15 protein-coding genes and 2 tRNA genes are annotated in these 18,044 nt (G+C 67.3%); 11 read left to right on the top strand and 6 right to left on the bottom strand.

From position 1 onward, the window contains the following. The first annotated feature begins 59 nt into the window (after nucleotides 1-59). The gene (gene serA / locus K7711_RS07400) at nucleotides 60-1,658 is read left to right on the top strand and encodes a phosphoglycerate dehydrogenase (protein WP_222965958.1); all 1,599 of its coding nucleotides are present in this window, start codon (nucleotides 60-62) and stop codon (nucleotides 1,656-1,658) included. 324 nt (nucleotides 1,659-1,982) lie between these two features. After that, the gene (locus K7711_RS07395; protein WP_222965956.1) at nucleotides 1,983-2,990 is read left to right on the top strand and encodes a 3-isopropylmalate dehydrogenase; all 1,008 of its coding nucleotides are present in this window, start codon (nucleotides 1,983-1,985) and stop codon (nucleotides 2,988-2,990) included. Nucleotides 2,991-3,220: 230 nt separating this feature from the next. Here the strand turns inward: K7711_RS07395 and K7711_RS07390 are convergent, their stop codons facing one another. Next, complete coding sequence (locus tag K7711_RS07390; protein WP_222965954.1) at nucleotides 3,221-4,399, bottom strand: MFS transporter; 1,179 nt, start codon at nucleotides 4,397-4,399, stop codon at nucleotides 3,221-3,223. 159 nt (nucleotides 4,400-4,558) lie between these two features. Here K7711_RS07390 and K7711_RS07385 point away from each other — a divergent pair, with 159 nt between their 5' ends. The 4 genes from K7711_RS07385 (at nucleotide 4,559) to K7711_RS07370 (ending at nucleotide 7,127) form a co-directional block, all read left to right on the top strand. Continuing rightward, nucleotides 4,559-5,332: a fumarylacetoacetate hydrolase family protein gene (locus K7711_RS07385; RefSeq protein ID WP_222965952.1), complete on the top strand. Its 774-nt coding sequence runs from the start codon at nucleotides 4,559-4,561 to the stop codon at nucleotides 5,330-5,332. Between the two features lie 14 nt (nucleotides 5,333-5,346). Beyond that, the gene (gltX, locus tag K7711_RS07380; protein WP_222965950.1) at nucleotides 5,347-6,810 is read left to right on the top strand and encodes a glutamate--tRNA ligase; all 1,464 of its coding nucleotides are present in this window, start codon (nucleotides 5,347-5,349) and stop codon (nucleotides 6,808-6,810) included. A 131-nt stretch (nucleotides 6,811-6,941) separates the two neighbouring features. After that, a tRNA-Gln gene (locus tag K7711_RS07375) sits at nucleotides 6,942-7,013 on the top strand. A 41-nt stretch (nucleotides 7,014-7,054) separates the two neighbouring features. Beyond that, nucleotides 7,055-7,127, top strand: a tRNA-Glu gene (locus K7711_RS07370). A gap of 60 nt (nucleotides 7,128-7,187) precedes the next feature. Here K7711_RS07370 and K7711_RS07365 read toward each other — a convergent pair. Continuing rightward, on the bottom strand, nucleotides 7,188-7,688 hold the full coding sequence (locus K7711_RS07365) for a PPOX class F420-dependent oxidoreductase (RefSeq protein WP_040826345.1): 501 nt from the start codon (nucleotides 7,686-7,688) through the stop codon (nucleotides 7,188-7,190). Nucleotides 7,689-7,752: 64 nt separating this feature from the next. Then, complete coding sequence (locus K7711_RS07360) at nucleotides 7,753-8,454, bottom strand: IclR family transcriptional regulator (protein WP_222965948.1); 702 nt, start codon at nucleotides 8,452-8,454, stop codon at nucleotides 7,753-7,755. A 277-nt stretch (nucleotides 8,455-8,731) separates the two neighbouring features. On the opposite strand from K7711_RS07360, the gene leuC reads away from it, so the two are divergent. From leuC to K7711_RS07345, 3 genes are all read left to right on the top strand, one after another. Further along, nucleotides 8,732-10,156: a 3-isopropylmalate dehydratase large subunit gene (gene leuC / locus K7711_RS07355; protein ID WP_222965946.1), complete on the top strand. Its 1,425-nt coding sequence runs from the start codon at nucleotides 8,732-8,734 to the stop codon at nucleotides 10,154-10,156. Nucleotides 10,157-10,256: 100 nt separating this feature from the next. Further along, entirely contained in the window at nucleotides 10,257-10,856 is a 600-nt protein-coding gene (gene leuD / locus K7711_RS07350) for a 3-isopropylmalate dehydratase small subunit (RefSeq protein ID WP_222965944.1), read from the top strand. Nucleotides 10,857-11,021: 165 nt separating this feature from the next. Continuing rightward, on the top strand, nucleotides 11,022-11,645 hold the full coding sequence (locus K7711_RS07345) for an HU family DNA-binding protein (RefSeq protein WP_040826339.1): 624 nt from the start codon (nucleotides 11,022-11,024) through the stop codon (nucleotides 11,643-11,645). Between the two features lie 81 nt (nucleotides 11,646-11,726). Here the strand turns inward: K7711_RS07345 and K7711_RS07340 are convergent, their stop codons facing one another. From K7711_RS07340 to cofC, 3 genes are all read right to left on the bottom strand, one after another. Then, entirely contained in the window at nucleotides 11,727-12,677 is a 951-nt protein-coding gene (locus K7711_RS07340; protein WP_222965942.1) for an NUDIX hydrolase, read from the bottom strand. Next, nucleotides 12,674-14,890, bottom strand: a complete 2,217-nt coding sequence (locus K7711_RS07335; RefSeq protein WP_222965940.1) for an RNA degradosome polyphosphate kinase — start codon at nucleotides 14,888-14,890, stop codon at nucleotides 12,674-12,676. Before K7711_RS07335 ends, K7711_RS07340 begins: the two co-directional genes overlap by 4 nt. A 154-nt stretch (nucleotides 14,891-15,044) precedes the next feature. Then, complete coding sequence (gene cofC / locus K7711_RS07330) at nucleotides 15,045-15,746, bottom strand: 2-phospho-L-lactate guanylyltransferase (RefSeq protein WP_222965938.1); 702 nt, start codon at nucleotides 15,744-15,746, stop codon at nucleotides 15,045-15,047. A 91-nt stretch (nucleotides 15,747-15,837) separates the two neighbouring features. Between cofC and K7711_RS07325 the strand changes: the two genes are divergently transcribed. Next, nucleotides 15,838-16,833: an NAD(P)H-dependent glycerol-3-phosphate dehydrogenase gene (locus tag K7711_RS07325; RefSeq protein ID WP_040826333.1), complete on the top strand. Its 996-nt coding sequence runs from the start codon at nucleotides 15,838-15,840 to the stop codon at nucleotides 16,831-16,833. Nucleotides 16,834-16,866: 33 nt separating this feature from the next. After that, nucleotides 16,867-18,030, top strand: a complete 1,164-nt coding sequence (locus tag K7711_RS07320; protein WP_308014519.1) for a D-alanine--D-alanine ligase family protein — start codon at nucleotides 16,867-16,869, stop codon at nucleotides 18,028-18,030. The last annotated feature ends 14 nt before the right edge of the window (nucleotides 18,031-18,044 follow it).

Genomic DNA, 18,044 nt, shown 5'->3' with positions numbered 1-18,044 from the left:
GAGCCCATTAAGCTTGGCCCCGGTAAATGCCGATCCCTCTTTTCCCAGGAGTGCCCCCAGTGAGCCAAAATGGCCGTCCTGTTGTTCTGATCGCCGACAAGCTCGCCCAGTCGACCGTCGATGCGCTCGGCGACGGTGTCGAGGTGCGCTGGGTCGACGGGCCCAATCGGCCCGAACTGCTGGCCGCGGTGCCCGAGGCCGACGCACTGCTGGTCCGCTCCGCTACCACGGTCGACGCCGAGGTCCTCGACGCCGGTCGGCAGCTGAAGATCGTCGCGCGCGCCGGTGTCGGCCTGGACAACGTCGACGTGCCCGCGGCCACCGAGCGCGGTGTGATGGTCGTCAACGCGCCGACCTCCAACATCCACACCGCCGCCGAGCACGCGGTCACCCTGATGCTGTCCGCCGCACGCCAGATCCCCGCGGCCGACGCCACCCTGCGCGAGCACACCTGGAAGCGCAGCAAGTTCAACGGCGTCGAGATCTTCGGCAAGACCGTCGGCGTGATCGGACTGGGCCGCATCGGCCAGCTGTTCGCCGCGCGCCTGGCCGCTTTCGAGACCAAGATCGTCGCCTACGACCCCTACGTCTCGCCCGCCCGCGCCGCGCAGCTGGGCATCGAACTGCTCGAGCTGGACGAGGTGCTCGCTCGGGCCGACCTGATCTCGGTGCACCTGCCCAAGACCCCCGAGACCAAGGGTCTGCTGTCCGCGGAGAAGCTGGCGCTGACCAAGCCGGGCGTCATCATCGTCAACGCCGCCCGCGGCGGGCTGATCGACGAGTCCGCGCTGGCCGACGCGATCAAGTCGGGTCATGTGCGCGGCGCGGGTCTCGACGTGTACGAGACCGAGCCGTGCACCGACAGCCCGCTGTTCGACCTGCCGCAGGTCGTGGTGACCCCGCACCTGGGCGCATCCACCTCCGAGGCGCAGGATCGCGCGGGCACCGATGTGGCCAAGTCCGTATTGCTCTCTCTCGCGGGTGAATTCGTGCCCGGCGCGGTGAACGTCACCGGCGGTGCGGTGGACGAGTTCGTCGCGCCGTGGCTGGAGATCGTGCGCAAGCAGGGCGCGCTGCTGGGCGCCCTGGCCGACGAGCTGCCGGTCGGCCTCGAGGTGCAGGCGCGCGGCGAGCTGAGCGCGTACGACGTTGCGGTGCTGGAACTTTCGGCGCTGCGCGGCATCTTCTCGGCGCTGATCGAGGATCCGGTCACCTTCGTCAACGCGCCGGCGCTGGCCAAGGAGCGCGGGATCGAGGCGACCGTCACGACCGTCACCGAGAGCCCCTCGCACCGCAGCGTGGTCGATCTGCGCGCGGTGTTCGGCGACGGCCGCACCCTGAACGTGTCCGGCGCGCTGACCGAGCCGGAGCTGGTGCAGAAGATCGTCAACGTCAACGGCCGCAACTACGACATGCGCGCCGAGGGCCTGAACCTGGCCGTGCTGAACTACGAGGACCGTCCCGGCGCGCTGGGCCGGATCGGCACCGCCCTGGGTGAGGCAGGCATCGACATCCAGGCCGCGCAGCTGAGCCAGGACGTCGACCAGGAGGGCGCGACGGTGATCCTGCGGGTGAACACCCAGGTCCCCGCCGACGTGCAGGCCGCCATCGCGCAGGCCGTCGGCGCGACCAAGGTCACCCAGGTCGACCTGAGCTGAGTCCGGCGCAGATGTGGTGCGCGAACCGATCCTCGACCGGATCGGTTCGCGCACACTGCTTTTCTGCCACAGCGATAGCTTTCGAGTGATCGGACGCCGCCGGTCTCGGGGCCGAATCTCACGGATTGAGAGCGGCTTGCCCTGGTGACGGGGCAGATCCGGGCTACCGATAAGGTGGCGATGCTTGCGATCGGCGCGTGTGATCGCACGGTCGATCGGCTCGGTGCCGCTGCGGCGGCCGAGATCGTGCCGGTCGGCCGGACCGGCTGATTCGGCCACATATCCGGTGTGGGCCATGAGCGTGAACGAACGGAGCGTTGTCATATGAAACTGGCTGTCATCCCCGGTGACGGTATCGGTCCCGAGGTCATCGCCGAGGCGCTCAAGGTGCTCGACGTAGTCGTGCCGGGTGTCGAGAAGACCCACTACGACCTGGGCGCCAAGCGATACCACGAGACCGGTGAGGTGCTGCCGGATTCGGTGCTGCCCGAGCTGAAGCAGCACGACGCGATCCTGCTCGGCGCGATCGGCGACCCGTCGGTGCCCAGCGGTCTGCTCGAGCGCGGGCTGCTGCTGCACACCCGCTTCGCGCTGGATCATCACGTGAATCTGCGTCCGTCGCGGTTGTTTCCGGGCGTGCGCAGCCCGCTGTCGGGTGATCCGGAGATCGATTTCGTCGTCGTGCGCGAGGGTACCGAGGGCCCGTACACCGGCACCGGCGGCGCGATCCGCGTGAACACCCCGCACGAGGTCGCCACCGAGGTCAGCACGAACACCCGCTTCGGTATCGAGCGCGTGGTCCGCTACGCCTTCGCCGCGGCCCAGCAGCGCCGCAAGCATCTGACCCTGGTGCACAAGACCAACGTGCTGTCCTTCGCCGGTTCGCTGTGGCAGCGCACGGTGACCGAGGTCGGCGCGGAATATCCGGACATCGAGGTCGCCTACCAGCACATCGATGCCGCGACGATCCACATGGTCACCGATCCGGGTCGTTTCGACGTGATCGTCACCGACAACCTGTTCGGCGACATCATCACCGACCTGGCCGCCGCGGTCTCCGGCGGTATCGGCCTGGCCGCATCGGGCAATATCGACGCCTCGGGCGTGAACCCGAGCATGTTCGAGCCCGTGCACGGCAGCGCTCCCGATATCGCGGGCCAGTCCAAGGCCGACCCCACCGCCGCGATTCTCTCGGTTTCCCTGCTGCTGAACCACCTCGGCCGGACCGACGAGGCCGCCCGTATCGAGTCCGCCGTGGCGAAGGATCTGTCCACCCGCACCGGCGCCGCGTCCACCGTCGAGATCGGCGACCGGATCGCCGCCGCGGTCTGAGTATCGGCAACCAGGCCCCGTGTCCGAATGTCTTCGGGCGCGGGGCTTTTCGGTTGTAGCCTCAACTTCGAGAATGTCATCGGGCGTGCGCTCGATTGCGAATGCCGAGGCGGACAAGCCCTTTCGGGCCTCGAGTTCGATCTTGTTCTCGCAGAGGAGATTCCGAGTGGAACGAACTCGCGCCCCCGAACCGGTCTTTTCGTCCGGCTCGGGGGCGCGATCGTGCTGGGCTAGCGGCTATCCCGAGGGACCAGCGGTACGGCGGCGATGGCGAAGGCCGCGGCTGCGAGGTAGGCGGCGGGGAAGCCCGCGGCGGTGATCAGAGCGCCGAAGACCGGGGCCACCGCGGCGGTGGCGAGGTACTGGCCGGTGTTCTGAATGCCCAGGCCACGACCGCTCCAGAAGGGGCCCGCGATTTCGGCTACGGCGGTGAAGGACAGGCCGTTGTCGGCGACGGTGATGACCGACGCGATCACCAGGATCGGCAGCGCTGCCCACCACCAGTGCAGCCATGCCGAGAAGGCCAGGGCGGCCATGGAAACCACTGCTGCGATCGCAATAGTGCGCAGGGGGCGCAGTCGGCTGCCCAGGCGATCGGACCAGATTCCCGCGCCGATACGTCCCGCCGCACCCAGGATCTGCGTCACAGTGACGAGAACGCCCGCGACCGCAAGTGACAGTCCGACACCGTGATTCAGCCACAAAAGTGCGAACGTCCACACCGTCGCCTGCGGGATCACCAGTAGGACCGAAACGGCGTGAATGCGCCACAATGTCGTATCTCGGCGGTAGGGATTGTCCGAATCGGTCTGCGCAACAGAACGTTCGGGGCGCGGTGGATCGATGATTCCGATCGCACAGCCGATCGCGGCGACCCCGGCCATCACCGCGGGAACCAGCACGGCGGTGGAAAACCCGTGTGCCGCCGCGATTGCCGGGATCGCCAGGGCCGCGATGCCGACGCCGAGGGGCTGTGCGGTCTGCCGGATTCCCATCGCCAATCCGCGTTGATCGGGTGGGAACCAGCCCGCGATCACCCGTCCGCTCGCGCCGTTGGTGCTCGCCGCGCCGATACCCGCCAGCAGCAGCAATGCGCCCAGCGCAAGGTAATTCGTGGTGGCGGCCGCGGCGGCGCCCGCGCCGAACATCAGCAGCGGGCCGACGATCAGCACCGTGCGTTCGCCGAACCGGTCCACCGCGTAGCCCCAGGCGACCAGCGTGCAGACCATGCCGACCATCGGCATCGCCACCAGCAGACCGGCTGTGGCCAAGGGCATTCCGCGTTCGGTGAGGGCGGGTAGCAGGAACGGCGCACCGTTGCTCATCACCGCGCTGGCGGCCTGGGCGAAGAGTCCGAGGCCGAGCATGACCCACCGTCGAGTGGTGCTCAGCTGGATCACGGCCACCATATTCTCACCTCTATCTCAAATATTGGGATTCAAATCTTATTCTGTGAACTCCTCGATCACGGTACACCCGGCTCGGGGCCGGATGTGCGGCGGTGGCGCGGCGGCGGTGTGCAGACCGGGTGGTCGGGCCCATACCACCTGGTGGATAGACTGCGAACCATGCGTCTAGGTCGAGTTGCCAGCCCCGATGGGGTCGCGTTCGTGAGCATCGAAGGAACCACCTCCGATGGTGTTGCCAAGGAGATCGCCGAACATCCGTTCGGCACGCCCACCTTCACCGGCCGCAGTTGGCCGGTCGCCGATGTCCGGCTGCTCGCGCCGATCCTGGCCAGCAAGGTGGTGTGCATCGGCAAGAACTACGCCGCGCACGCCCGCGAGATGGGCGGTGAGGCGCCGGCGGATCCGGTGATCTTCCTCAAGCCCAACACCGCGATCGCCGGACCGAACTCGGCAATCGTGTTGCCGCCCAGTTCCTCTCAGGTCGATTACGAGGGCGAGCTGGCGATCGTCATCGGACGGCCGTGCAAGGACGTGCCCGCCGCCCGCGCCCGCGAGGTGATCCTCGGCTACACGGTCGCCAACGACGTCACCGCGCGTGACCAGCAGCGGCACGACGGGCAGTGGACCCGCGGCAAGGGGTACGACACCTTCTGCCCGCTTGGCCCCTGGATCGAAACCGAGCTGGACCCAACGGATCTGGAGATCGTCACCGAGCTCGACGGCGAGGTCCGCCAGCGCAGCCGGACATCACTTCTGCTGCACGATATTCCGAAGCTGATCGAGTGGGTCACCACCGTGATGACGCTGCTGCCCGGCGATGTCATCCTGACCGGCACTCCCGAGGGTGTAGGACCGATGCAGGACGGGCAAACCGTCTCCGTGACGGTCGAGGGCATCGGCACCCTCACCAATCCCGTTGCCGCCAAACGTTGATCGGAAGTAGAGACATGACAGACGTACGGGTCCGTTTCTGCCCGTCGCCGACCGGCACGCCGCACGTCGGGCTGATCCGGACGGCATTGTTCAACTGGGCCTTCGCCCGGCACCACGGCGGCGCATTCGTCTTCCGTATCGAAGACACCGATGCCGCACGCGATTCCGACGAGTCGTACCACGCGCTGCTGGACGCGCTGCGCTGGCTCGGCCTGACGTGGGACGAGGGCCCGGAGGTCGGCGGACCCTATGCGCCGTACCGGCAGTCGTTGCGCCGAGACCAGCACATGGACATCGTCCGAAGGTTGCTGGAGGCGGGCGAAGCGTACGAATCGTTCTCCACCCCAGAGGAAGTCGAGGCCCGGCACAAGGCCGCAGGACGCGATCCGAAGCTCGGCTACGACAACTTCGACCGCGACCTGAGCGCCGAGCAGATCGCGGATTTCAAGGCGCAGGGCCGCGGTGCGGTGATCCGGTTGCGGATGCCCGACAAGGACATCACCTGGCACGATCTGGTGCGCGGTGAGACCACCATCCGGGCCGGCGTGGTGCCCGACTTCGCGATCACCCGGGGTACCGGCGAGCCGCTGTACACCCTGGTCAATCCGGTCGACGACGCATTGATGAAGATCACCCACGTACTGCGCGGTGAGGACATACTGTCCTCCACTCCGCGACAGATCGCGCTGTACGAGGCGCTGACCCGGATCGGGGTCGCCGAGTTCACTCCGCAGTTCGGTCATCTGCCCTTCGTGATGGGGCAGGGCAACAAGAAGTTGTCCAAACGCGACCCCGAGTCGAATCTGTTCGTGCATCGGGATCGGGGATTCATTCCCGAGGGTTTGCTGAATTACCTGGCTTTGCTCGGGTGGAGCATAGGTGAGGACCGCGACATCTTCTCGATGGAGGAGATGGTCGCGGCATTCGACATATCGAAAGTAAATTCGAATCCGGCCCGGTTCGACCAGAAGAAGGCCGACGCCGTCAACGCCGAGCACATTCGTTTGCTGGAGCCCGCGGATTTCGCTCATCGACTCCGCAGCTACCTCACCGGGCAGGGGCACATCGGCGCCGAAGTCGACGACGCACTTTTCTCGGCTTCGGCCGAGTTGGTGCAGACCCGGATCGTGGTTCTCGGGGACGCCTGGGACTTGTTGAAGTTCCTGTTCCTGCCGCCGTCGGAGTTCACCGTCGACGAGGCCGCGGCGCAAAAGAATCTGGGACCCGACGCCGCACCCGTGTTGCAGGCCGCCATCGCGGCGCTGGAGGATATTTCCGACTGGTCGGCAATCGCACTCGAAGCGGCGCTGAAAACCGCTCTGGTGGACGATCTGGGCCTCAAACCGCGTAAGGCGTTCGCACCAGTGCGAGTTGCGGTGACCGGTTCACACATCAGCCCGCCGCTCTACGAGTCGCTGGAGCTGCTCGGCCGCGAGGTGAGCATGCAGCGGCTGCGGGCCGCCGCGACCGCGATCTGACCGCCTCGGACGCCGTTCGACCCCATGTGACCAGGCGATTTGTATAAAGCGGGGAGGGGACTGGTAATCTTCTCCCCGGCCCGGAAACGAGCCTCCAGCCCACCGGGAGGGAGGCAGAACGCCCAGGTCATTGGGGTATGGTGTAATTGGCAACACAGCTGATTCTGGTTCAGCCATTCTAGGTTCGAGTCCTGGTACCCCAGCGGAGTGTGTCCGGGTCTTTCGATCCGGTTGCACTTGTCCTGGCCCCGTCGTCTAGCGGCCTAGGACGCCGCCCTCTCAAGGCGGTAGCGCGGGTTCAAATCCCGTCGGGGCTACGCGAAGATCCCCCAGCCATTCGGCTGGGGGATCTTTTCGTTGTGCGGCGGGTGCGGCGCTCAGTTGTCCAGCGGCCAGGTCGACCCGCCCGCCGGCATCTCCGGCATACCGAGCTTGCGGTGATCCCAGCTGCGGGTGCGTTCGGGCACCAGCCGGACCGCGACCCGCTTGTTCAGCATGGCGTCCACCATCGGGCGCAGTTCCTCGGTGTACGGGCCGGTGTAGCGCTCCCAGACGCTCACGCCCACCTTGAACAGCGCCTCGGGGTCGTCCACGATCTCCGCGCGGCCCTCGATGGAGACCCCGCGCAGCTGGTCGTAGCTGTCACCGGCCTCGATCAGCACCGTCACCCGGGGGTCGCGGCGGATGTTGACCGCCTTCTGCGATTTGGCCTTGGTCTCGAACCAGATCTCGCCGTTCACCAGGCCGTACCACATGGCGGTCAGATGCGGCAGGCCCTTCGGGCCGAGCGTGGCCAGCGTGATGATGCGGCTGCGCTCGAGGAATCCGGTGACCTCGTCGTCGGACATCACGATCTGTGCGCGTTGATTCACTCCCATGGGCCGACTGTAGTTTACGGCGTATGGTGCGCGTCACATGGCCGTTGTCACAGTGGTGCCGGGCCTACAGGCGTTTGTGCAGGGCATCCGCGGCCGCGACCAGATCGGCGGCCCAGCGCGCGCCCGGACGACGTCCCATCCGGTCGATCGGACCGGACACCGAGACCGCGGCGACCACGGCGCCGGACGAATCGCGCACCGGCGCGGAGATGCTGGCCACCCCCGCCGCCCGCTCGGCCGCGCTCTGCGCCCAGCCGCGTCGGCGGACCTCGGCCAGCGCGCGTTCGCCGAAGACCGCGTCGGGCAGCACGCTGCGCTGTAGTTCCGGATCCGCCCATGCCAGCAGGACCTTGGCCGCCGATCCGGCGGTCAGCGGCAGGCGAGCGCCGACCGGGACGGTGTCGCGCAGTCCCGAGGCGGGTTCCAGGGCCGCGACCGCGATCCGCGAATGGCCGTCCAGCCGGTAGAGCTGCACACTTTCCCCGGTGATCTCACGAAGCCGGGGCAGTACGACGGCCGCGGCGTCGAGCATGGGATCCTGCGCTGTGCTCGCGAGTTCGGAGAGTGCGGGTCCGGGCTGCCAGAGGCCGTTGGCGTCGCGGGCCAGCATGCGGTGCGTCTCGAGGCCGACGGCCAGCCGGTGCGCGGTCGCCCGGGGCAACCCGGTCCGCGCACACAGCTCATTGAGGCCACAGGGCTGCTCGGCCACCGCGTAGAGCACGGTCATGGCTTTGTCGAGCACCCCGATACCGCTATGCTGTCTCATAGGACGATATTTAAGTCTCAGATAATGAGATTTGCAAACCAGTCCGACCCCCACCCAGCCCGGTGGAGAACGAGCCAAGCAACAACACAACCACGCAACTTCCGCTCTCAACCCAGCCCGCACGGAGCGATCCGTCGAGCGACCGTTCGCGGCCGGCTCGCCGTTCAGCACTCGAAGCGCATGGGCGAAGCCCGAGTCTCGAGTGCCGAACGGCGAGCCTCAGGGGCCGCGAACCCGCCGGAGCGAAGCGGAGGCCGAAAATACAGAGGTGATACCGATGGCCGAACGGCCACGCACACTGGCGGAGAAGGTCTGGGACGAGCATGTCGTCGCCCGCGGCGAGGGCGAGGGCGAGGCGCGCGAGCCCGATCTCATCTACATCGATCTGCACCTGGTGCACGAGGTGACCAGCCCGCAGGCGTTCGACGGACTGCGGCAGGCCGGACGGCCGGTGCGCCGAACCGATCTCACCATCGCCACCGAGGACCACAACGTCCCGACCGTCGACATCGATAAGCCGATCGCCGACCCGACCTCGCGCACCCAGGTCGAGACATTGCGCCGCAACTGCGAGGAATTCGGCGTCCGGCTCTATCCGATGGGCGATATCGAGCAGGGCATCGTGCACGTGGTCGGTCCGCAGCTCGGGTTGACCCAGCCGGGCACGACTGTGGTGTGCGGTGATTCGCACACCTCCACGCACGGTGCGTTCGGCGCGCTGGCGATGGGCATCGGCACCAGCGAGGTCGAACATGTTCTGGCCACGCAGACGTTGTCGCTGCGGCCGTTCAAGACCATGGCGGTGAATATCGATGGTCAGCTGCCGCACGGCGTCACCAGCAAGGACGTCATCCTGGCGGTGATCGCGCAGATCGGCACCGGCGGCGGTCAGGGCTATGTCATCGAGTATCGCGGCGAGGCCGTGCGGTCGATGTCGATGGAAGCCCGGATGACGATGTGCAACATGTCCATCGAGGCGGGCGCGCGGGCCGGCATGGTGGCCCCCGACGAGACCACCTACGAATTCCTGAAGGGCCGTCCGCACGCGCCGCAGGGCGCGGACTGGGATGCGGCGGTGACGGCCTGGGATGCGCTGAAGACCGACCCGGGCGCGGAATTCGACGCCGAGGTGCATATCGACGCCTCCGCGCTGACACCGTTCGTGACCTGGGGGACGAACCCGGGACAGGGCGTCCCGCTGGGCGCGGTCGTGCCCGATCCGGCCGAAATGGCCGACGAGACCCAGCGCGAGACCGCCGAGAAGGCATTGCGTTATATGGATTTGGAGCCCGGTACTCCGCTTCGGGATGTCGCGGTCGACACCGTATTCGTCGGTTCCTGCACCAATGGTCGGATCGAGGATCTGCGTGCGGTAGCGGCGGTGCTGGAGGGGCGCACGGTGGCCGATGGTGTGCGCATGCTGATCGTCCCCGGTTCGATGCGGGTGCGCGCGCAGGCCGAATCCGAGGGCTTGGGTGAGATTTTCACCGCGGCGGGCGCGGAATGGCGGCAGGCCGGATGTTCGATGTGCCTGGGCATGAATCCCGATCAACTTTCTCCGGGCCAGCGCTGCGCGTCGACCTCCAACCGCAATTTCGAGGGCCGGCAGGGCAAAGGATCGCGCACACATCTGGTTTCGCCGCTGGTCGCGGCGGCCACCGCGGTGCGCGGAACCCTGTCCTCACCTGCGGACCTGAACTGATCGTCCATATTTCGGCATGAGCCGGGGCGCTACGTGGTTATGCTCCGCTGCCGCCTCCGCGCCTGACCGTTCATGCCGCCACATACTCAGGAGAACTCTCATGGAACCCTTCAAGGTGCACAAGGGGATCGGGGTGCCGCTGCGCCGGTCCAATGTCGATACCGACCAGATCATCCCGGCGGTCTATCTGAAGCGAGTCACACGTACGGGATTCGAGGACGGGCTGTTCGCGGCCTGGCGCTCGGATCCGACGTTCATTCTCAACGCCGAACCGTTCAACCGGGGCAGCGTGCTGGTGGCGGGCCCGGATTTCGGTACGGGATCCTCACGCGAACACGCCGTTTGGGCGTTGATGGATTACGGCTTCCGGGTGGTGATCTCCTCACGGTTCGGTGACATCTTCCGGGGCAACGCCGGTAAGGGCGGGCTGGTGGCGGCCCGCATGTCACAACATGATGTCGAATTGCTCTGGAAGTTGCTCGAGGAACGACCCGGTCAGGAATTGATCGTCGACCTCGAGGCACGCACGGTGGCGACCGGAACCGTCGTGTTGCCCTTCGAAATTGACGACTACACCAGGTGGCGTCTGCTCGAGGGCTTGGACGACATCGGCCTGACACTTCGTCAGGAACAGACGATCGACCGGTTCGAAAAGGCAAGGCCAGGTTGGAAACCCACCACCATTCCGACGCCTAATTAGCGGGGCTAATCCGCCCTAGGCGTTAGCTGAGAGCTGCCAATCGCGGTAGCTGTGCGTGTGCCACACCACATGAAATTTGGCGTGGCACATAGACTCTTGCCCATTGAAGGTTTACCGTGGTACCTAGTCGGTCCGACGACGGGCCATTAGTCTGCGGAGGATTCAATGAACAAGGCGGAACTGATCGACGTTCTGACCGAAAAGTTGGGTACTGACAGGCGCACGGCCACTGCGGCAGTCGAGCAGATTGTCGACACGATCGTGCGCGCGGTGAACAAGGGCAACAGCGTCACCATCACCGGATTCGGTGTGTTCGAACAGCGCAAGCGCGCTGCGCGAGTGGCGCGTAACCCGCGTACCGGTGAAACCGTCAAGGTCAAGCCCACTTCGGTCCCTGCATTCCGGCCGGGTGCGCAGTTCAAGGCAATCATTGCCGGGAAGCAGAAGGTCGCGGCCTCGGGTCCGGCCGTGAAACGCGGTGTGGCAGCACCGGTGTCGGGTGCGGCGAAGAAGACCGCAGCCAAGAAGGCGGCGGCCAAGAAGACCGCAGCCGCCAAGAAGACCACGGCCGCCAAGAAGGCCGTGGCGAAGAAGACGGCCAGCAAGGCTCCTGCCAAGAAGGCCGCGGCCAAGAAGACGGTGGCCAAGAAGACCACCGCCAAGAAGACCACGGCTGCCAAGGCTCCGGCCAAGAAGGCCACGGCGACCAAGGCCGCCGCCAAGAAGACCACGGCCGCCAAGAAGGCCCCGGCGAAGAAGACCGCTGCCAAGCGGACCGCTCGCCGCTGACGTCTGCACAACGAATCGGCCCCGGCCCATCAGGCCGGGGCCGATTAGTGTGTCGGCACGATGTTTCGGTGTGCTCGCGCGTCAGTGCTCGCGCAACGCCTTGTCGAGATGGTCGGCGGCGACCAACCGCCCGTCGGCCACCGACAGCACCCAGGCGCTGCCCTTGCGATTGCGCGCGGGAGGCAGTGTGACACCGTCGATTTCGGCCCAGGCGGCCATCAGCGGCGGAATCACCTTGCCCTGACTGCAGATAACGCGCACGGTGTCCGGTGACACCAGTTCCCGGATCCGCCGCAGTGCCGCGTCCGGCGCTGTGGCATAAGCGGTTTCGGACATCGTGGGCTCGATGCCGATCTCGACGCCGAGTTCGTCCGCGAGTGGTTCGACGGTCTGCGTACAGCGCAGGGGCGGGGCCGAGTAGACCTCCGCGGGCCCGAAGGCCGCCAGATTCGGCGTCAGGGCCAGGGCTTGGGCGATGCCGTTCTTGTCCAGCGGACGTTCGCCATCGGGCCCGGAGAAGCGGGCCCGGTGTCCGGCCTTGGCGTGCCGCACCAACAGCAGGGTGGCGGTGTCCGGCGGGTACCGCAGGAAATTGCGGATGATGGTGCGATCCATCGGATACGACAGTGCATCCATGACCCGGTCCATGGTGAGCCACTGCAGCCGGTCCACCTCGGAATTGGACGCGAATTCACCGTCGTCGATCCGGGCGGACCAGTAGTCCACACGCTTGAGTTTGCGGTGCCCGGTCACCGGATAGGTGACCTTGCCCAGATACCGGCCGAGCCGGGTGCTCAGACCGGTCTCCTCGGCGACCTCGCGCACCGCCGCGATCATCGCGGTCTCGCCCGGATCGAGTTTTCCCTTGGGCAGCGACCAGTCGTCGTACTTCGGGCGGTGCACCACCGCGACTTCGATCGCACCGTCCTGCCGCCGACGCCATACGACGGCGCCGGCGGCGAGGATGTTGGCGGTGACCCGGGGGTCGGGATAGCGGACGGTGCCGGAATCCTGTGTCGCCGAACGACTCACTGCTGATCCGGACGCCGCAGACGCATGAGGAATTCCTGATGGTCGCGCACCTGCTCGCCGAGCTCGGCGACCTCTTCCGGGGTCGGGCGGGCCTGCCAGGTCCCGTCCGGTTGCAGTACCCAGCAGCGCGTCGTGGGATACAGCGCGGAATCGAACATCACCGCCAGCTGCTCGCACAGCCTGGGATCCTTGACCTGCGCCATGACCTCGACGCGCCGGTCCAGATTGCGGTGCATCATGTCGGCGCTTCCGATCCAGTACTCGTCCTGAGCCTGGAAGTGCATGACCCGGGAATGTTCCAGGAACCGCCCGAGGATCGAGCGCACCTCGATGTTCTCACTCATCCCGGCCACGCCCGGTCGCAGCCCGCAGATGCCGCGCACCACGATCTGCACCTGCACCCCGGCCTGTGAGGCCCGGTACAGCGCGTCGATCACCTGTTCGTCGACGATGGCGTTGGCCTTCATCCGGATTCGGGCCGGCAGGCCCTGCTCGGCGAGTTCGACCTCGCGCTGGATCCGCTCGATGATCCCGGCCCGCACACCGGTCGGGGCGACGAGCAGATTTCGATAGGAGGCTTTACGCGAGTATCCGGTCAGCGAATTGAACAGATCGGTCAGATCCGCGCCGATTTCCGGTGCGGCGGTAAGTAATCCGACGTCCTCGTATAGTCGCGCGGTCTTCGGGTTGTAGTTGCCCGTGCCGATGTGGCAGTACCGGCGGATGGTGGCGCCCTCGCGCCGGACCACCAGGCAGGTCTTGCAGTGCGTCTTGAGCCCGATCAGGCCGTAGACCACGTGGACGCCCGCCTGCTCCAGCGCCCGCGCCCACTTGATGTTGGCCTGCTCGTCGAAGCGGGCCTTGATCTCCACCAGGGCCACGACCTGCTTACCGGCCTCGGCGGCGTCGATGAGCGCGTTGACGATCGGGGAGTCGCCGGAGGTGCGGTACAGCGTCTGCTTGATCGCCAGGACCTGCGGGTCGGCCGCGGCCTGTTCGATGAATCGCTGCACGCTGGTGGAGAACGAGTCGTAGGGGTGGTGCACCAGCACGTCGCCCTCGCGCAGGGCGGCGAAAACGTTTCGGGGCGTTTCCCTTTCGCCGAACGCGGGCGGAGTGGTCGGCACGTAGGGGGCGTCCTTGAGCGCGGGCCGGTCCACCCCGTAGACCTGCCACAGGCAGGACAGGTCCAGCAGGCCCGGCACCTGGATGACGTCGCCCGGGTCGACGTCGAGTTCGCGCAGCAGCAGATCGAGCATGTGCTCGGTCATGTCGTCGGAAACCTCCAGGCGCACCGGAGATCCGAAGCGTCGGCGGGCGAGTTCGCGCTCGAGGGCCTGCAACAGATCCTCGTCGCGGTCCTCGTCCACCTCGAAGTCGGCGTTGCGGGTGATGCGGAACGAATGGTGTTCCACCACATCCATTCCCGGGAACAGCTGATCGAGGTGGGCCGCGATCAGATCCTCCATCGGCAGGAAGGCGGCCAGGCTCGACACCGCCGGATCACCGTCGCGCAGTGCGGCCGCGGCGCGGCCCGGGACGGCCGGGGTGCTGCGGCGCACGCGCACGAAGCGGTCGACGTTGTCGGGCACCTTCACTCGTGCGAAGTGCTCACCGCCGTTGTCGGAATCCTTCACCGTCACAGCGAGGTTCAGGCTCAGGCCGCTGATGTAGGGGAACGGGTGGGCGGGGTCGACGGCCAGCGGGGTCAGCACCGGGAAGACCTGATCCTGGAAGTAGCCCGACAGGCGGCGACGCTCGTCATCGTCCAGATCGGACCAGCCGATGATGGCGATGCCCTGTTCGACGAGCGCGGGCTGCACCTCGTCCAGGAATACCCGGGCGTGCCGGGAGGCCAGTTCCTGGGTGGCGGCCGCGATCAGCTCCAGCTGTTCGGTGGGGGACAGGCCGTCGGCCGAACGCACCGAGAGTCCGGCCGTGGCACGGCGTTTGAGCCCGGCAACGCGGACCATGTAGAACTCGTCGAGGTTCGAGGCGAAGATCGCGAGGAATTTCGCGCGCTCCAGCAACGGTTCGGAATGATCTTCGGCCAGGGCCAGCACCCGCGCGTTGAAGTCCAGCCAGCTCAGTTCTCGATTGAGATAGCGATCCGCGGGCAACTGCGAAGCAGTGGTGCTCCCGGGAGGCGGTGCGGCGGCCGGCGGCGCCGCCGGCAACCGGGGCTGCTGCTGGACGATTTCTGTATCACTCACACCATCACCTCGCTGCGCTCGGTCGTAACCTGCTCGGCGCAGGCAGTGCTGCTGGTTCGCTCGCAGGCTCGATCACACTCACGATCATCCCTCATGTTCGAGCGGCACCGCGACCGGCACCGCTGGTTGCCAACCCTCGATGCAGGTCTGGCGATCATCTAGCACACATATGACCCGCGCCGCACCTCCGTATGAGATCCGTGTGAACAGGGTGCGGCCAGCCGATGTCGCGCAGCAGTGCGGTCGTGGCCGCGCCGAGGCCGAGCGTCACCGCGGCGCGCAGATCCGCGGGTGTGTCCACGTCCAGGCGCAGGCCGGGCCAGTCGCCGTCGAGATCCTTCGCGCCCGAGTCGGCATGGCGGCGAGCCGAATCCGGGCCGAACAGCGGTCTCAGCGGGGCGAGCCCGTCGCGCACCAGGAGGGCGGCGGTGCCCTGCCCCGTGTGATCGGCGACCAGGGCGCGTCCGGTCACGGGGGCGCAGGCCAGCATATCGGTCAATTCGCTCGGTCGCAGGGCGGGCAGATCCGCCTGCAACGCAAGCAGATCCACCGCACCGTGCCGACCGCGCACCGCCTCGGCAGCGTCGGCGAGTGCGGCATTGAGCCCGTCGTCGGCGGCCTCCGGGTCGGGATGGGTCGCCGCACCCAGTGCGTGCACCGCCGCCGCCACACCGGAGTCCGGGGTGACGACGGTGACCGAGCCGATCCCCGCGGCCAGCGCCGCGTGCACGGTGTCCGACAGCATGGCCAGCACCAGACGCGGCCGATCGGCGGGTGACAACTCTTCGGCGAGTCGGCTCTTGGCGCGCTCGAGGTTCTTCACCGCGATCACGGCGTGGACGGCATCCGGACGCATGCGCCCATCGTTGCATGTCCCGCACTGTGGTGGGGGTCATGACCACCGGTATTGCGACGCGAATCCGGGAACGAATGGCAGTATCGGTCTGGTGACTAGGGCGGCAGTGATGGGTGCGGGATCGTGGGGCACCGCATTCGCGAAGGTGTTGAACGACGCGGGCACCGAGGTGACGATGTGGGCCCGGCGGCCCGAGGTGGCCCGCACACTGGCCACCGAGCATCGCAATCCGGACTATCTGCCCGACGTGCGTCTGGACGGGGTGCGGGCCACCGACGACTATCTGGCCGCGCTCGACGGCGCGGAGATCGTCGTCCTGGCCGTCCCGTCCCAGTCGCTGCGCGGCAATCTGGCGAACTGGCGGCCCGCGATCGGTCCCGACGCCACGCTGCTGAGTCTGGCCAAGGGCATCGAGACCGGCACGCTGCTGCGGATGAGTGAGGTGATCGCGGAGGTCACCGGCGCGGATCCCGGCCGGATCGCGGTGCTGTCCGGGCCGAACCTGGCGCGGGAGATCGCTGCCGAACAGCCCGCGGCCTCGGTGGTGGCCTGCGGGGACGAGGCGCGCGCACAGGCCGTGCAGCACGCGTGCGCCACCGGCTACTTCCGGCCGTACACCAACACCGACGTGATCGGCTGCGAGATCGGCGGTGCGTGCAAGAACGTCATCGCGCTGGCCTGCGGTATCGCCTCGGGAATGGGTCTGGGCGACAACACCGTCGCGAGCCTGATCACCCGTGGGCTGGCCGAGATCATCCGGCTGGGCGTCGCGCTGGGTGCGAATCCGGTGACCCTGGCGGGGTTGGCCGGGGTCGGTGACCTGGTCGCCACCTGCACCTCGCCGCTCTCGCGCAACCGGTCGTTCGGGCACGTGCTGGGCACGGGCGGGTCCATGGAGGCCGCGCAGCAGGCCACCCACGGTCAGGTGGCCGAGGGCGTCAAATCGTGTACCTCGATCCGGGCACTGGCCGAACGGAACGGGGTGGAGATGCCGTTGACGACCTCGGTGCATCAGGTGTGTCACGAGGGACTGTCGGTCGCCGCCGCCGTCGGACGGTTGCTCGGGCGGTCGATGAAGCCGGAATGATTGAATCGCCGCTGTCCGGGTACGGTTCCGGGCATGACTGAGTCGATGGCGGCGGGCGCGGGGCCCTCCGTGGTTACGCAAGCTGCCGCCTCCGGGCCTGACCGCGGCCGGATTCGGGTCGGAGTCGTCTTCGGCGGCCGCAGCAACGAGCACGCCGTCTCGTGCGTCTCGGCGGGCTTCGTGCTGCGCAACCTGGACCCCGAACGATACGAGGCCGTGCCGGTCGGGATCACCCACGACGGGACCTGGGTGTTGAGCGGCTCCGAAGCCGGAACGCTCGCCATCGCCGATCGCACGTTGCCCGCGGTCGACCGATCCGGTACCGAACTGGTGTTGGCTGCCGATCCGACCCGCGGCGGCAGTCTGCTGCCGCTCGATGGTTCCACGGGCGGGCCCGGCGCGCTCGAGGTGGTGTTCCCGGTGCTGCACGGCGCGTTCGGCGAGGACGGCACCGTGCAGGGTCTGCTGGAGATGGCGGGGCTGCCCTACGTCGGGCCCGGGGTGCTGGCCAGTGCCACCGGGATGGACAAGGAGTTCATGAAGAAACTCTTTGCCGCCGAGGGCATTCCGGTCGGCGATCACGTCGTGCTGCGGCCCGGGACGGCCACGGTGAGCGAGGCGGATCGCGAGCGGCTCGGGCTTCCGGTGTTCGTCAAGCCCGCTCGCGGCGGATCCTCCATCGGCATCACGAAGGTGGACGGCTGGGACCGGCTGGACGAGGCGATCGCCGCTGCGCGCCTGCACGATCCGAAGGTGATCGTCGAGGCGGCGATCATCGGGCGCGAAATCGAGTGCGGTGTACTGGAATTCCCGGACGGCCGGGTGGAAGCCAGTGTGCCCGCGGAGATTCGGATGCCGGAGCTGAGTTCGGACGCTCCGGACTTCTACGACTTCGACACCAAATATCTCGACGACGTGTGCGAGTTCGACATTCCGGCGAAGCTGAACGACGATGTGGCCCTGCAGATCCGGGAGCTGGCGGTGCGGGCGTTCCGCGCGCTGGACTGCCAGGGACTGGCCCGTGTCGATTTCTTCATCACCGAGCAGGGCCCGGTGATCAACGAGATCAACACCATGCCCGGGATGACCGCCATCTCGATGTACCCGCGGATGTGGGCGGCGACAGGCATCGACAACGGCGCGCTGGTCAGCACGTTGATCGAGACAGCGCTCGCCCGCGGCACCGGCCTGCGCTGATTCCCGACCCGGCA

The organism is Nocardia coffeae, from assembly GCF_019890715.1.
Taxonomy (GTDB): domain Bacteria; phylum Actinomycetota; class Actinomycetes; order Mycobacteriales; family Mycobacteriaceae; genus Nocardia; species Nocardia jiangxiensis.
This window is presented reverse-complemented; position numbering and strand designations above follow the sequence as displayed.

What these genes read in the sequence shown, in the direction of transcription:
- gltX (WP_222965950.1), top strand. Translation starts at nt 5,347, where the DNA reads ATGACAGACGTACGGGTCCGTTTCTGCCCGTCGCCGACCGGCACGCCG.
- K7711_RS07395 (WP_222965956.1), top strand. Translation starts at nt 1,983, where the DNA reads ATGAAACTGGCTGTCATCCCCGGTGACGGTATCGGTCCCGAGGTCATC.
- K7711_RS07385 (WP_222965952.1), top strand. Translation starts at nt 4,559, where the DNA reads ATGCGTCTAGGTCGAGTTGCCAGCCCCGATGGGGTCGCGTTCGTGAGC.
- K7711_RS07360 (WP_222965948.1), bottom strand. Translation starts at nt 8,454, where the DNA reads ATGAGACAGCATAGCGGTATCGGGGTGCTCGACAAAGCCATGACCGTG.
- K7711_RS07390 (WP_222965954.1), bottom strand. Translation starts at nt 4,399, where the DNA reads ATGGTGGCCGTGATCCAGCTGAGCACCACTCGACGGTGGGTCATGCTC.
- cofC (WP_222965938.1), bottom strand. Translation starts at nt 15,746, where the DNA reads ATGCGTCCGGATGCCGTCCACGCCGTGATCGCGGTGAAGAACCTCGAG.
- leuC (WP_222965946.1), top strand. Translation starts at nt 8,732, where the DNA reads ATGGCCGAACGGCCACGCACACTGGCGGAGAAGGTCTGGGACGAGCAT.
- leuD (WP_222965944.1), top strand. Translation starts at nt 10,257, where the DNA reads ATGGAACCCTTCAAGGTGCACAAGGGGATCGGGGTGCCGCTGCGCCGG.
- K7711_RS07320 (WP_308014519.1), top strand. Translation starts at nt 16,867, where the DNA reads ATGACTGAGTCGATGGCGGCGGGCGCGGGGCCCTCCGTGGTTACGCAA.
- K7711_RS07345 (WP_040826339.1), top strand. Translation starts at nt 11,022, where the DNA reads ATGAACAAGGCGGAACTGATCGACGTTCTGACCGAAAAGTTGGGTACT.
- K7711_RS07365 (WP_040826345.1), bottom strand. Translation starts at nt 7,688, where the DNA reads ATGGGAGTGAATCAACGCGCACAGATCGTGATGTCCGACGACGAGGTC.